At 60.1% G+C, this 13825-nt stretch carries 13 protein-coding genes; 9 read left to right on the forward strand and 4 right to left on the reverse strand.

Features of this window, described 5'->3' with window-relative positions; genetic code table 11:
• Positions 1-230 precede the first annotated feature (230 nt).
• Together ACSZPK_RS23785 and ACSZPK_RS23790 are read left to right on the forward strand one after the other, a co-directional pair.
• Positions 231-2534: an MlaD family protein gene (locus ACSZPK_RS23785; RefSeq protein ID WP_437884065.1), complete on the forward strand. Its 2304-nt coding sequence runs from the start codon at positions 231-233 to the stop codon at positions 2532-2534.
• A gap of 78 nt (positions 2535-2612) precedes the next feature.
• Positions 2613-2921, forward strand: coding sequence for a PepSY domain-containing protein (locus ACSZPK_RS23790; RefSeq protein ID WP_437884066.1), 309 nt, complete (start codon positions 2613-2615; stop codon positions 2919-2921).
• Between the two features lie 41 nt (positions 2922-2962).
• Here the strand turns inward: ACSZPK_RS23790 and mksF are convergent, their stop codons facing one another.
• The 3 genes from mksF to mksB all read right to left on the reverse strand — a co-directional run bounded on the left by mksF (position 2963) and on the right by mksB (position 7818).
• Positions 2963-5776, reverse strand: a complete 2814-nt coding sequence (mksF, locus tag ACSZPK_RS23795; RefSeq protein ID WP_437884067.1) for an Mks condensin complex protein MksF — start codon at positions 5774-5776, stop codon at positions 2963-2965.
• Positions 5773-6465: an Mks condensin complex protein MksE gene (gene mksE / locus ACSZPK_RS23800; protein ID WP_437884068.1), complete on the reverse strand. Its 693-nt coding sequence runs from the start codon at positions 6463-6465 to the stop codon at positions 5773-5775. Before mksE ends, mksF begins: the two co-directional genes overlap by 4 nt.
• A gap of 111 nt (positions 6466-6576) precedes the next feature.
• A complete protein-coding gene (mksB, locus tag ACSZPK_RS23805; RefSeq protein ID WP_437884069.1) occupies positions 6577-7818 on the reverse strand; it encodes an Mks condensin complex protein MksB in 1242 nt (413 codons plus the stop codon).
• Between the two features lie 128 nt (positions 7819-7946).
• On the opposite strand from mksB, the gene ACSZPK_RS23810 reads away from it, so the two are divergent.
• From ACSZPK_RS23810 to ACSZPK_RS23825, 4 genes are read left to right on the forward strand one after another with little or no spacing between them, the layout of a single operon-like run.
• A complete protein-coding gene (locus ACSZPK_RS23810; protein ID WP_437884070.1) occupies positions 7947-8768 on the forward strand; it encodes an energy transducer TonB in 822 nt (273 codons plus the stop codon).
• Entirely contained in the window at positions 8765-9217 is a 453-nt protein-coding gene (gene rimI, locus ACSZPK_RS23815) for a ribosomal protein S18-alanine N-acetyltransferase (protein ID WP_437884071.1), read from the forward strand. Before ACSZPK_RS23810 ends, rimI begins: the two co-directional genes overlap by 4 nt.
• 7 nt (positions 9218-9224) lie before the next feature.
• A complete protein-coding gene (gene can, locus ACSZPK_RS23820; RefSeq protein ID WP_437884072.1) occupies positions 9225-9872 on the forward strand; it encodes a carbonate dehydratase in 648 nt (215 codons plus the stop codon).
• A complete protein-coding gene (locus tag ACSZPK_RS23825) occupies positions 9872-10768 on the forward strand; it encodes a DMT family transporter (RefSeq protein ID WP_437884073.1) in 897 nt (298 codons plus the stop codon). The genes can and ACSZPK_RS23825 overlap by 1 nt, the downstream gene beginning before the upstream one ends.
• Before the next feature lie 14 nt (positions 10769-10782).
• Here ACSZPK_RS23825 and ACSZPK_RS23830 read toward each other — a convergent pair whose 3' ends face one another.
• On the reverse strand, positions 10783-11070 hold the full coding sequence (locus ACSZPK_RS23830) for a hypothetical protein (RefSeq protein WP_437884074.1): 288 nt from the start codon (positions 11068-11070) through the stop codon (positions 10783-10785).
• A 223-nt stretch (positions 11071-11293) separates the two neighbouring features.
• On the opposite strand from ACSZPK_RS23830, the gene ACSZPK_RS23835 reads away from it, so the two are divergent.
• The 3 genes from ACSZPK_RS23835 to ACSZPK_RS23845 all read left to right on the forward strand — a co-directional run bounded on the left by ACSZPK_RS23835 (position 11294) and on the right by ACSZPK_RS23845 (position 13789).
• Entirely contained in the window at positions 11294-11638 is a 345-nt protein-coding gene (locus ACSZPK_RS23835) for a hypothetical protein (protein ID WP_437884075.1), read from the forward strand.
• 211 nt (positions 11639-11849) lie between these two features.
• Positions 11850-12653: a phage integrase gene (locus ACSZPK_RS23840; protein WP_437884076.1), complete on the forward strand. Its 804-nt coding sequence runs from the start codon at positions 11850-11852 to the stop codon at positions 12651-12653.
• Positions 12654-12826: 173 nt separating this feature from the next.
• Entirely contained in the window at positions 12827-13789 is a 963-nt protein-coding gene (locus ACSZPK_RS23845) for a hypothetical protein (RefSeq protein ID WP_437884077.1), read from the forward strand.
• The last annotated feature ends 36 nt before the right edge of the window (positions 13790-13825 follow it).

The following is a 13825-nucleotide window of genomic DNA, read 5'->3' on the forward strand; positions in this document are numbered from 1 at the left end:
GTGAGAGTAGGTCATCGTCAAGCTCCTATCACCAGACCCCCAATCCGAGCAATCGGGTTGGGGGTTTGGCTTTGGGCGAGGGAAAATATCAGCCAACGGGCCTGTTGCGGCGCTACTGTCGGGATCAGCTTCGGATCGCTATCATGCGCCTTCTGTATTTCCCATGGGCCAGAAGGGGTTAGCCGCTTCGTCTGGTCATCGTCGTTCTGAAATGGAGCTCCCTGCCGATCATGACTGAGCTGCAATCAGCCAAGACTCGTCGCACATCCAATTGGTCCGCTATCTGGATTCTGCCCCTGGTGGCCTTGCTCATAGGGGGCTGGCTGGCATGGCGTGCTTATGATCAGGCCGGTGTGGAAATCCAGGTGTTCTTCACCACGGGTGAAGGTATCCAGGTCAACAAGACCGAGGTGATCTACAAGGGGATGCAGGTCGGCAAGGTCGTTGGCATGGAACTGGACGACAAAGGCAGCCAGCGCGGTGTTCGCGCGACCATCGAGATGGATAAAAGCATTGACCCGCAGTTGCGTCAGAATACGCGCTTCTGGCTTGTCAAACCGAGTGTGTCTCTGGCAGGGATCACGGGGCTGGAAACCTTGGTTTCCGGTAATTACATCGCTGTCAGTCCTGGCGAGGGCGAGCCCGAGCGCAAATTCACGGCGCTCAGTGAGCCACCGCCGATGTCCGATTCTATTCCGGGTTTGCATTTGACTTTGAAGGCTGACAGGTTGGGCTCTCTTGCCCAAGGCAGCCCGGTCTTCTACAAGCAGATTCAGGTTGGGCAGGTTAAGAGTTACAACCTTTCGCAAGATCAAAGCATCGTCGAGATCAAGGTCTACATCCAGCCGCAGTTCGCTTCTCTGGTGCGCAAGCACACGCGCTTCTGGAACGCCAGCGGCGTATCGATCGACGCCAGCCTGTCCGGGGTCAAGGTTCGTACCGAGTCGTTGTCGAGCATCGTCGCAGGCGGCATTGCCTTCGCTACTCCAGAGCACCGTAAAGACAGCCCTCCAACCGACCCAACTTTGCCATTCCGTCTGTATGACGACTATGACGCTGCACAGTCCGGTATCAAGGCAACTGTAAAGCTGACCGAGTTCGATGGCCTGGATGCAGGACGTACTCCGGTGATGTACAAGGGCGTGCAGGTTGGCACGCTGAAGACTTTCAAGATCGACGAGGATCTCAGTGCTGCGACTGCAGAGCTGACCCTTGATCCACGTGCCGAAGAGTATCTGGTCGAGGGTACCGACTTCTGGGTGGTCAAGCCTTCGATTTCCCTGGCTGGCATTACTGGCATCGAGGCATTGGTGAAAGGCAACTACATTGCCATTCGCCCTGGGGATCGCAACGCCAAGCCAAAGCGCGATTTCGTTGCTCGCCTCAAGGCGCCACCTTTGGACCTTGGTGCGCCAGGCCTGCATCTGGTGCTGGTCACCGACACTCTCGGCTCGCTCGATGTCGGTAGTCCGATTCTCTACAAACAGGTCAAAGTTGGCAGTATTCAGAGTTACCAGTTTTCCCGTGACCAGAAACGCGTTGTGCTGGGAGCGCATATCGAGCCGGCCTATGCCAATCTCGTGAACAGTTCGACACGCTTCTGGAATGCCAGTGGTATCAGCCTGAGTGGCGGTCTTTCCGGTATTGAAGTGAAGAGCGAGTCATTGCAAACGCTGCTGGTCGGCGGGGTCGCTTTCGAAACACCTGATCTCAAGGCCCCGGTAACCAAAAAGATCCAAAGCTTCAGTCTGCACAAGGACCGTAGCGATGCACTCAAGGAAGGCATCGCCATCCGCATCAAGGTTCCAACCGGCGATGGCATCAGCCCCGGAAGCGCTTTGCGTTATAAGGGGATTGATGTCGGCAAGGTGGAAACCGTCGAGCTGAACGATGACCTTCAATCGGTGATGCTGAGCGTAAGGGTCACCAAGGCCGAGCAAAGCATTGCGCGTGCCGGTACTCAGTTCTGGGTGGTGAAGCCCGAGTTGGGTCTGGTCCGTACGGCCAACCTGCAGACCCTGGTAACAGGCCAGTACCTTGAGGTACTGCCCGCCTCGCGTCCCGGAAAGGCCCAGACCTTGTTCGAAGCGCTCAAGGAGCCTCCTCAGGCTTCTGTCAGCGAAGAGGGCTTGAAGATTACCCTGAGCACTGCGCGTCGTGGTTCGATCAAGCCTGGCGTGGTTGTGAGTTACCGAGAAATTCCAGTGGGCAAGGTCACCGACTTCGAACTTGGACCCACGTCGGATCGTGTGTTGATCCACGCACTCATCGAGCCGCGCTACGCACCTTTGGTGCGCAGTGGCAGCCGATTCTGGAATGCCAGTGGTATCGGTATCGATGCGGGGCTGTTCAAGGGGGTCAAGGTACGAACTGAATCCCTTGAGGCACTTGTCGAGGGCGGTATCGCATTCGCCACTCCGGACAACCCGCAGATGGGCGGGCCGGCGCTGCCGAACCAGACCTTCGTACTCAACGACGAACTAAATGAAGAGTGGCTGATGTGGGCACCGAAGATCGTTCTGGAAAAGAAGTGAGGCCGCCATTCAGTTTGATTTAAGCCGGCGTGGTTATCGTGGTCACCGTAGAAAGCCAAAACGATACGGAGTACCACGATGAAAACCTTCACTGCACTGTTTGCCGCTACTGCACTTGCCGCTGTTTCCGGTCTGGCCCAAGCACGTGATCTTGGTCCGGACGAAGTTCTCAAGCTGCGTGATGCCGGTAGTATCCAGTCCTTCGAGAGGTTGAACGCCGCGGCGATTGCCAGGCACCCCGGTGCCAGGGTCGAAGAGACCGAGTTGGAAGAGGAATACGGTCGCTACATCTACCAGGTCGAGCTACGCGACACCAAAGGCGTACAGTGGGACCTGGAGCTGGATGCCAAGACTGGCGAGGTGCTAAAGGATCATCAGGATGACTGAGTCGAGGAAGGGCCGCATGAGCGGCCCTTCTCGTTTGCGCATCAGGCCGGTTCCGGCTCGTCGCTCTTGGCGCTTTCGCGACGCCTGATGTACTTCCAGTCCGCCTCATCGATATAGATACCGTTCGGCCCGCTGCCACCTTCGAGGTCGATGGCGACATGGGCGGAAACCTGCGGTTTCACCGAGGCGAGGATCGGCACGAAGCCTAGTTGCAGGCTGGTCTCGATCAGTGCCTGCTGGTTGCGCTCGTCGATGTCCGCGGCTTCGTCGAGGTAGTAGGGCAGGCGTACCTTGCCGGCCTGTTCGCGGTCCATCAGGTGCAGCAACAGGTACATGTTGGTCAGCGCCTTGATGGTCATGGTCGTACCGTTGGATGCGGCGCCGTCGATGTCGGTGTGCATCACCGGCTGGCCGCCGACCTTGGTGATCTCGAACGCCAGCTCGAACAAATCCTTGAGGCCCAACTGGTTATGGTTGGCCGCCACCAGGCGGGCGAGGTACTCCTTGGCTTCCTCGTTCTTTGCGTCCTGCTCCGAGGACTGGCTCAGGTCGAACACCGAAAGCGTCTCGCCTTCTTCGTACTGGCCGGCGCTGTGGATGATCTGGTCAATATGCTTGAGGGCATCGCGGTTTGCGGCGAGGACGATACGGAAGCTTTCCAGGTTGGACACTTGGCGTTTGTTGATCTCGCGGTTGAACAGCGCCAACTGGTGTTCCAGGTTGTCGTAGTCGCTGCGGATGTTGCGCAGGGTGCGGGCGATATCGGTGACTGCCGCACGGCGCGCCTTGGCCAGGGTCAGGGCTTCGTCCTGACGATGCGCGTAGGCGTTGACCAGTAGTTGCAGGCGGCGCTCCGGATCGTCTTCGCTGTCGAACTTGGCCACACCTTTCAGGCGTACCTGGGCGTACAGCGCCTCGATCTGGCCATCGACGCGCTGCAGTGCCTGCCAACTGTCCTGATAGTCGTTGAGCAGCGGCAGCAGGTTGTCCAGGGAGTCGTCGACCGGCTCCATGAACGGTGTGCCGAATGGCAGGTTGGCTGGCAGCAACTGGCGACGACGCAACGCGTCTTCCAGGGTGCGTTGCTTGGATTCCAGATCGCCGATCTGCCGGCTGATCAGTTGCAGCTTGGCGGACAGTTGCTGAACACGCTCGGCGAAGGCATCGCTGGAGCGTTTGAGCTCATCCTGAGCGGCCTCGGCCTGGGCCAGCAGTTCCAGCTTGGCTGGCTCTTCGGCGGACAGGGTCTGGCTCTTGCGGAAATCTTCCAGGGCTTTTTGCGCGTCCAGCACGGCCTGGTACAACTGCTCGGCCTGGGCCTTGCTCGCCGCGCGGTCGGAGGCGACCGCCTGCTGGGTCTTGAGCTGCTTGAGTTCACGGTCCAGGCGGTCTTTCTGGTCACGTAGTGCGGCACGGTCGGCCAGCGCCTGCAGGGCGGGCGGCTCGATATGGGTCAGGTCGATGGACAGGCCCGGCACTTCGAACTGGTGGCCCTTGAAGTGGTCGAGCACGGCCTCCACCGCCTTGACCCAATCGTCGCCTGCGGCCTGGATACCTTTCTCGCCCAGCGGCAGGCTGAACAGTTGGCTGTTGAACAGGCGCATCAGGCGGTCGACGTCGGCCTGGGAGAATTCTTCGCGCAGGCGCGAGTAGCTGTTGTTGTCGGCATGATCAAGTTGTTGGCGTACCGACTTGAGGCGCTTTTCCAGTTCACGCAAGCGCTCGTCCAGGTCCTCGGCGGAGAACTGTCGCGACTGGGCCAGGGCGCCGGCCAGTTCGTCGTGGGCGTCCTTGGCGGCGAGCAACTGTTCTTCGAGGATCTTGGCGTCGTCGATCAGGGCGAAGCGGTTCTTCAGCACCGCCAGTTCACCCAGCCAGCGCTGGATTTCGCTGATCTCGCGCTCCAGGCGCATCAGCTCGGCGGTGCCGCCGCGTTGCTCCTGCTGCAGGCCGTCCTGTTCGCGTTGGTAGTGCTCGGCCTGGATCACCAGCTCTTCCTTGCGTGCTCCGGAATAGTCCTGCCAGGTGCCGAGCAGGTTATCCAGCAGGGGAGAAAGTCGATGCAACTTGCCGCGCAGTATGTCGCGCTGGCTCACACCGTTGGACAGGGCCTCCACCAGCGGCCCGGCCGCGACCAGCGCCTGGTAGTCCTGCTCCATGCGGCGCACGTCGCGGAAGGCCTCTTCGGTGGCGGCGATGTAGTCGACGCTGCCCGAGCGCAGGCTGTGCTCGAAGGCGTCGAGGAATAATTGCTTGAGTTTGGCCGCGGTGATCTCGCGCATGTGCAGCAGGTTGATGAACAGTGCGCGGAAGGTCTTCAGGCTCTGCTCGCTGGTCGAACGCAGCGGAATCAGGGTCAGGTCCAGCGGGATACTGGTATGGCCGCCGACCAGCAGGCGACGTAGCTCTTCGGGCTTCAGTTCATAGGCAACGATGCCAGCCTGGCCGAGGTTCTTGAACAGTTCACGCTGGCGCAGGCAGGTGCCGTTCTGCTGGTAGTGCTCCAGGTCCAGTTCGCCCTGGTAGGCGAAGAACTGGTGGCCAAAGCCACCTCCCGGACCACGTCCGGCCACGCCGATCACGTGGGGGCCGTGGGGCAGGGCGACTTCGACGAGGATGTAGCTGGTGTCCGAGGCGAAGTAGAACTTGCGCGACTGCTCCAGGCTGTACTTGCCGAAGCTCATGTCCGACATGCGCGCCAGGATCGGGAACTGCAGGGCGTTGATCGAGGCCGACTTGCCCAGGTTGTTGGCGCCATAGACCGATAGCGGGTTTTCCAGCGGGAACAGGCCGAGGCTGTAGCCGGCGGTATTCAGCAGGGCGAAGCGGCGGATGCCGTAGCGTTCCTGGCTCATGCGTCTTGCTCCTGTGCGGCGCGTTCTTCAGCCATGGCGCGAGCCAGGGCATCTTCTTCGGATTCGACGCTCTCGCGTTTCTCGATGATGACGATGTCTTCTTCCTGATCCTCGACCAGATCGGGGGCCGGCAGCGGCAGGCTGCTATGCAGGCTGGCGGCCAGGTCACGGTCCTGCTGCACGGACAGGCAAACGTCGAGGAAGCGGTGCATCGGTGCGAGGAAGCGATACACACCGTTCTCTTCGCTGGCGAAGCCGAGCTGGGTCAGGCGACGCATGACTTTCTCTTCCAGTTCGTCCTGGGTCAGGATTTCTGCCTGGAGGAACAGGTCGCGGTACTTGTCGAGCAGTGCCGGCAGTTCGTCGCGACCGATGCTACCGCCGTCGAGCACGGCCAGCGGGTCGCGCCCCTGGTCGGCCAGATGCTCGACCAGGATGAAGGTGAACAGGGCCAGGCGCTGGGCGGTCTTGTTGACCTGGGCGCCCATCTGCTCGGGGACGAAATAGTAGAAGCCGCGGATGTCACAGACCAGTTCGTAGCCGAGTGACTTGAACAGCGCGCGGTAGGCATCCTGCATGCCGGACAGTTGGGTATACAGCTCCAGGTGGCCACGGCTGATGTGGTTGCCCTTGAACAACTCGCGGAAGATCGGAGTGAGCTGGGTGAGTTCTTTCAGGTCGATATTCATACGCGATGCTCACTGGCAGTCGTAGGCAGGAAAAGCGCAGTGGGTTTTCCGGCAGAAAGTTCGATGGAGTGGTCGGTGGACAAAGAGAGCGTTGTCCACCCTACGCAAGGCTCAAGCATTGGGACGTCCCACCAGGGCGAACGAGGTCAGGCTGACCTGGTGCTCACGGGTCAGGTACTCCCGACGCTCCAGGCGCTCGCGCTGGAAGCGGCCGTCGCGGGACAGGCGCGAGAACCAGTACAGCAGTTCGTCGGTGGCGCCTTCCGGTTCCTGCTCCAGCAGCCAGACCATCAGGTCCGGCAGCGGCAGGGCCTGGCTGCAGCGATCGATCATCTCCCGTGCGGTACGTGGCGCGCGCGGCGCGTCGCCTTTGCGCGAACCACTGGCCTTGGGGAACTGCGATGGCTTGGGCTCGAAGCGGGCGAGGGCGTAGACGTAGCTTTCGACTTGGCTGGCGGTGCCGAGGAAGGTGCTCTGCGGCCGGGTGAACAATGGCATCGCCGCCTGGGGCAGGGCATCCAGACCTTTCTTGCGGATCACCGACAACGCCAGGGCCGCGCCACGGGTCACGGCATTGTGGCGGCGCGCCTCTTCACGCAGCGGCAGCAGCAGTTCGCGGGCCTTGCGCAGGGTCAGCTGGGCGGTGGTCTGCATTTCCAGGATACGCGCGTGGGTGCGCAGCAGCAGGTCGTCGTCGACCAACTGGCCAAGGCGTTGCTGTTCGCCGAGCAGGCGCAGCAGCACCTGTTCGACGCGGCGCACGCCCTGTTCGAAGGCGCCGTCGGCAGAGACCAGTTGGATCATCGGCTCGACGTACTCGTCCCAGGTGGCCAGCACTTCGGCATAACGCTGACGCAGTGGGATCTGCCGGTCGCTGGTCTTGGCTCGCTCGGCCACGCCGACCAGTGCCTGTTCGTCGTTGGCCAGCTTCTTCAATACGTCACGCACACGCATGTCGAGCAGGCGCAGTTGGCGGGCGAGGTCGTTGCCGTCGCGTACTTCGAAGGCATCCTGGATGTAGCCGGCCAGGCGCTCCAGATGGCGCAGATACGCTTCGATCTCCAGGCACAGGCCGAGGCGGTGCTCACGGCGCAGGTAGGCGAGGAAGTCGTGGATCTGCGCGTTCAGTTCGAAGCGGTTCGGGCTCTTGGCCACGGGCACCAGGATATCCAGGCGAATCCATTGGTCGAGCAGGGTGGTGATGTCGGCGGCTGTGCCTTCGGGCAGTTGCGCGCCGAGCTGGTTGCGCAGCTCCACCAGGCTCAGGGTGCCGGCATCGAACCGCTCGCACAGCGGTTCGAGCAGCGTCCAGTGCTCGGCGAGGGCGCGCAACACGCGCTTGGGATCGATCATGTCGGGCCGGGTCCGTCGCAAAAGGCGCGATTGTACTGTAAAGAAGCCGACCAGTCGGGCACCGTTTAGCTTTTCCCAAAGGACGAATCAGGCCACAATCGCGGCCTGCATTTATCTGGAATACCGCCTTGATCGAAGAAGTCCGCCGACGTGCCTACTTGAGCGCCATGCAGGTGAGTACTTGGCTGCCGCGCCATGCGCTGCCGTTCGCCGCGCCTTCACGGCCTGAGTTGATGGCGCTTGCCGAGCCCGTGATCGAGCCGGTACGTGTCGAGACCAGAGGCGAGCAGGACGCCAGGCCCGTTGCCAGCGAGCCGGCCGTCGCCGAACCGACGCGAGTCGTCACTGCTGTGCCCGCGCTGGAGGCGATCAAGTCAGCGATTCCCGGCAACAAGCCCGTCTCTCGCCTGGAACCCACGGTCAACGAGGAAGCCGAGCCGATCCAGGACAAACCAGTAGCGTTGCCGCCTCCGCGCTTCTCTCTACAGTTACTGCGTGCCGGTAATTGCGCGATCCTGGTCGAGTTACCCACAGGCGAGCCGTTCCAGAGCCGCGATCCGGCGTACCTGCTGCTCAAGGATCTGCTGCGGGCTGCTGGCCTGCCCGACAGCCCGCAGCAGGTCGGCGACGGTTCGCCGATCCGCTGGCCGTTGCTGACTCGCGGTAGCCTTGACCAAGGGGCCGAGGCCGCGCGTGATTACGTCCAGGGCGTACTGATGGGCCAACTGGACGACCAGCCATGCGCGTGCCTGTGGCTGATTGGCTTGCCAGCCGTGCGTTTCGCCGGAGAAGCGGATGAGGACACCTTCAACCGGGAGCTGACCATCGACGGGTTGGGCGTCGCCTGGGCCCTGCCAGGCCTGGAAAGCCTGATGGACGAGCCGCGTCGCAAAGCCGGGTTATGGCAAGCCATGCGTCGGGTGCGCCAGCGCTGGGCGACACCGGCATGAGTGGTGTAGTCAGCTTCCGCCCTATGAATATGGCGGATCTTACCCGCGTGCTGGAGATCGAACAGGCGGCCTTCAGTCATCCGTGGACTCGCGGCATCTTCGAGGACGGCCTGAGGTCCTACGATTGCTGGGTGATGTTCGAGGATGGCGTTCAAGTCGGTCATGGCGTGATTCAGGTGATCATCGACGAGGCACACCTGCTCAACATCACCGTGCACCCGCAACGCCAGGGCAAAGGCCTGGGCCAGCAGTTGCTCGAGCACCTGATGCGTCGGGCAATGACGCTCAAGGCCGGGGAGTGCTTTCTCGAAGTGCGCGCCAGCAACCAGTCCGCCTATCGTTTGTATGAGCGCTATGGTTTCAACGAGATCGGCAAGCGCCGTGATTACTATCCGGCACCCGGCGGTCGCGAGGATGCCCTCGTCATGGCCTGTACGCTGATCGACTGAGGCCGCCATGAGCGACGAGTTGCAAGAGCTGTTCGACAACAATGCCCGCTGGGCTGAGGCGATCAATCAGGAAGATCCAACCTTTTTCGCCAAGCTGGCCAAGCAGCAGATGCCCGAGTATCTGTGGATCGGCTGCTCCGATGCACGTGTGCCCGCCAACGAAATCGTCGGCCTGCTGCCTGGCGATATCTTCGTTCACCGTAATGTTGCCAACGTGGTCCTGCACACTGACATGAACTGCCTGTCGGTGATCCAGTACGCAGTCGACGTGCTCAAGGTGAAGCACATCCTGGTCACCGGTCATTACGGTTGCGGTGGCGTGCGCGCGGCGATGCAGAACAGCCAGTTCGGCCTGATCGACGGTTGGTTGCGTTCGATTCGCGACCTGGCTTACGAACAGCGTGATCATCTGGCGCTGTTCTCCTGCGAGGAGGAGCGCGTCGACCGCCTGTGCGAGCTGAACGTGATCCAGCAGGTGGCCAACGTCAGCCATACCACCATCGTGCAGAACGCTTGGCATCGTGGGCAGTCGCTGGCCGTGCATGGCTGCATCTACGGGATCAAGGACGGTCGCTGGAAAAGCCTGGACGTGACCGTCAGCGGTCTCGACCAACTGCCGCCACAGTATCGGCTGCGTCCCATCGGAAACGACTGATGAGCTGGAAGAACTCACCAGCCCTGGCCTGGGCGGGATTGGTATTGGCTGCTATTTTCTGGGCTGGCAATGCCTTGGTTGCCAGGGCATTCAGCCATAGCATTCCGCCCTTCACCCTGGCGTTTTGGCGCTGGAGCATGGCACTGGCGTTGCTGTTGCCTTTCGTGGCAGCGCCAATCTGGCGTCATCGTCAGGATCTGCGCCGTGCCGGCTGGCGAGTTCCGCTGCTGGCTGCCTTGGGGATCGCAGGCTACAACTGTTTCCTCTACAGCGCCGCGCACAGCACCGCGGCTCTTAACCTGACCTTGGTAAGTACCTGCCTGCCGCTGGCGTTGTTTCTCGGTTCGGGCCTGTTGCTTGGAGAGTGGCCGGGCAGCCGTGCCTGGCTGGGGATCGGTCTGGCTACCTTGGGCCTGTTCTGGCTGATCGCACGTGGCGATTGGGCGGTGCTTGCTGGGCTGTCATTCAATCCCGGGGACCTGTTGATGCTGGTTGGCGTGCTCGATTGGGCGCTTTACACCCTGCTGCTGCGTCGTTGGACACCGTTGCTGCCATTGCCTGCGCCAGCCTTGCTGGGTGTGCTCGTATTGCTTGGTGTGCCTATCCTCCTGCCGCTCTACCTCTGGGAGTTTTCCAGCGGAGCCCGGTTCGTCTTGTCGCTGGAAAATCTTTCTGCCATTGCCTACACCGCCATCGGCGCCTCGCTGACCGCCTACGTGCTGTGGAACCATGGGGTGAAAATGGTCGGCGCAGCTCAGGCCTCGCTCAGCAGCTATCTGATGCCGGTGTTCACCGCGCTACTCGGCTGGCTGCTACTCGGCGAAGGGTTGCAGCATTATCACTGGGTCGGCGGCGCGCTCATTTTCGGCGGGCTGTTGTTGTCCAACAGGGCCTAGGTAGGGTAGGGGGCTTAGCGACGCGGCTGCGGTTTCTGTGGCGTTTCTTGTTGCATGGCGCCGATGTTCGGCGTGCCGATGACAGGTATATGGGGCAATACCAGGCATAGTGCCCAGGCCGTGATCAGCAGCGCGGTACCGCCGAGCCAGATGCCTGCGGCGATCTGCAAGGTCAGATTGCGTGGCCTGGTCGAACTGGTCGAGTGCTGCCGTTGCGGGTATGGCGTGTCGTCATCCAGTTCCAGAGGGTCACGCTCGCGTGCGCTGAAACTTTCCAGCCGCGTATGTCTGTCTCGTTGCATGAAATCTTCGACCTTTGTTTAGACACGGCGACCTTTGCCGTTCTGCCGCGGCGCACCGTTTGCCTCGGTGTGAGTTGGACGCGCACTTTAGCAAAAGGGTTCGACCGTCAGGAATATGTCGATCTAGTCCAAAAGGATTGGGTTGATGGCTAGTTGATATCGTAATGATATTGTTGTGCTGCCTGACAGGGCGCCCCCTCCCTTTCAATCAAAGAGTCGCATCGTGAAGGAACTACTCCTGATCCTCGCCATGACCGGCGCCGCGCTTTTTTATTACTCAACAACCTCCAGCACTGATGCGTCAGTCGCTAATTACCAGGAACTGCTGAAGAAGGCTGAAACCTCCACGGTTTCCCGGCAGGACGTGATCTTTGGGGCCAATGACCTGGCCCGCTTCCAGTGCTCCCAGGTGCCAACCACCAGTTCGGCGGAATGTGTTGCTCGCTACAGTGGCAACCAGGTGACCTGCGAGGAGCGCGTATTTGCCAATGCGCCTGAAAGCTATGCGAGGAAGGAGGATGTGAGTGCCGCAGCCGAAGCGTTCGCGGGCTGCGTGCGTGGAGGTTGAGTCTCGGGAGATGTCTGTTCTCGCCCAATACCACTCTTAGTGTGAGCCTGAAAGAGGCTGTAGCAACTGCCCAGAAACAACAAAGGCCTACCCGAAGGTAAGCCTTTGTTTTGTATGGTGGCTACGCAGGGCTTGAACCCCGGAGCTCAGCATTATGAAGCGCAAATGTGGCTTTCGCACCAAGTCAGAGGCTGAGTGTTGGGTGTCCGATATGCGTCGTGAATACAGCCGTCGAGGCTGTGACCCTGGAGAGCGTCTGCTGGTTCTGGTCGAAGTTTGGTACGAGCTGCCTGGGGCAACCCTGAAAGATCCTTCCCGCTACTCGCGTACCAAGGCGATTGCCGTCGCGCTGGGCAACCCGGTCGCTACCAGCTTCACCGCCCTGGACTTCGGTCGCTACCGTTCTGATCGCTTGAAGAGCTGTTCGCCGGCCACGGTGAATCATGAGCACCGTTACCTGAAAGCCGTTTTCAACGAGCTGATCCGTCTCGGCGTGTGGAACGAGCCGAACCCGATTGGCGCTATTCGCCAGCTCAAGGTCGAGGAGACCGAGCGATCCTATCTCACCCTGGAGCAATGCCGTTTGCTGCTCGAGGAGTGCGAGGTATCGAGCAACAGCCATACGCTGCTGGTCGCCAAGATCTGTCTTGCTACCGGGGCACGTTGGGACGAAGCCGAAAGCCTGGCACGTTCAGAGGTACGCAATGGCCAGGTGCGGTTCGTACGCACCAAGAACGGGAAGGGGCGATCAGTGCCTATCCCGGCTGAACTTGAAAAGCTGATTTTGGCGCGTGGCTACCCTGGATCTGGCCGGCTGTTCAGCCCCTGCCGTGGTGCCTTTCGCAAGGCTTATGAGCGCACCGGGTTACATACGCCTGGGCAACTGACTCACATCCTGCGGCACACGTTCGCCAGCCACTACATGATGCAGGGGGGGGAACGTCCTCACTTTGCAGCGCATCCTGGGCCATGGCGATATCAAGATGACAATGCGCTATTCGCACTTGGCTCCTGATCACTTCAAGGCAGTGCTGACCAGCTCGCCATTGGCGTTGCTGGAGACCTGCTAAGGCTAATGAGCCAGTTCGTAATAACCTTCTCTGCTCTTTTTAAGGGCTGAACCTTCTTGCTGTTAGTCGGAAAGCACGACAAAGTTGAGCCCTCTTTGAACCGTATTTTTGTTGCATCATGACTGAACGTTCCGCGAAATCGTCCGGGAAACCCTCTCTCAATGAGCAATCGGAGGAGAATTTTGCCGATAACGAAGGCTGGATCTCATGGCGAAACTTGACCACTGAAGCCATGGAGCGCTTTCACGAGCAGCTTCTTGCGAACGTTTCCAGGGCGCCGGGTTTGGTGGGCTACGAGGCCGCGAAACGCGCACGGGCAGCTAATGGGAACTTTGCCTGGTCTTGGGGGGCCGCTGCTGAAATTCAGGAAACTATCAATACGATAAATTCGTGGGGGATGCACCTGCACGATTGGTGCGCTTGGAATGCCGTTGTTGAGTCATTTGAGACGGATGACGATAAAGGGCAGCTGATGCATCACTTCGTTCAACCCTTAGCTTTCTTCTGCATGCATCAACCTAGCACAGTCAGTGATCGCCTGATGTTCCTTACCGAGACACTTTTACATCAGGCGAACTGTCTTATAGAACCAGGCTACGTTGATCGACTTGATCAGGATGGTTTGAGACATGGACAAGGGCTTCGGCGCTCTGATCGCAGAAAGCAGGTCATTCGCCTCGGTCACCGCTGGACACGATTTAATAGGTTTCTGGCTGCGTTGGATGCAATGAATGACTCTGCCTATCGAAAGCTTAGTCGCAATTTCCGCGACCTATCTGTTCACTCGTTCGCACCTAGGTTCATGGTTGGGCAAATCATGCGCGCAGTTCGTTCGATTGAGCCGTGGCAAGAAAGCGTGAAGCAACCATGCGGTGGATACGTGCTTGTAGATCATCCGACCAAGAAATGTGTCAGCTACACGATGGGTGTGTTGGAGCCTTTTCCTCTCCGCGATGCATGTTCAGCTAGCCTGTCGGAGTACCAAAAAGTAGTGGCCGCTATGAGCGCATTTTCTGAGCTGCTTGAGGAGGTATGTGACTGCATGGATGCGATACCAGATCGCTTATCGGGGCAGTCGTAAGCTGGGACAGGATTGGGACACCCTAGAAACAAAAAA

The organism is Pseudomonas sp. LRF_L74 (assembly GCF_965644255.1).
GTDB lineage: Bacteria > Pseudomonadota > Gammaproteobacteria > Pseudomonadales > Pseudomonadaceae > Aquipseudomonas.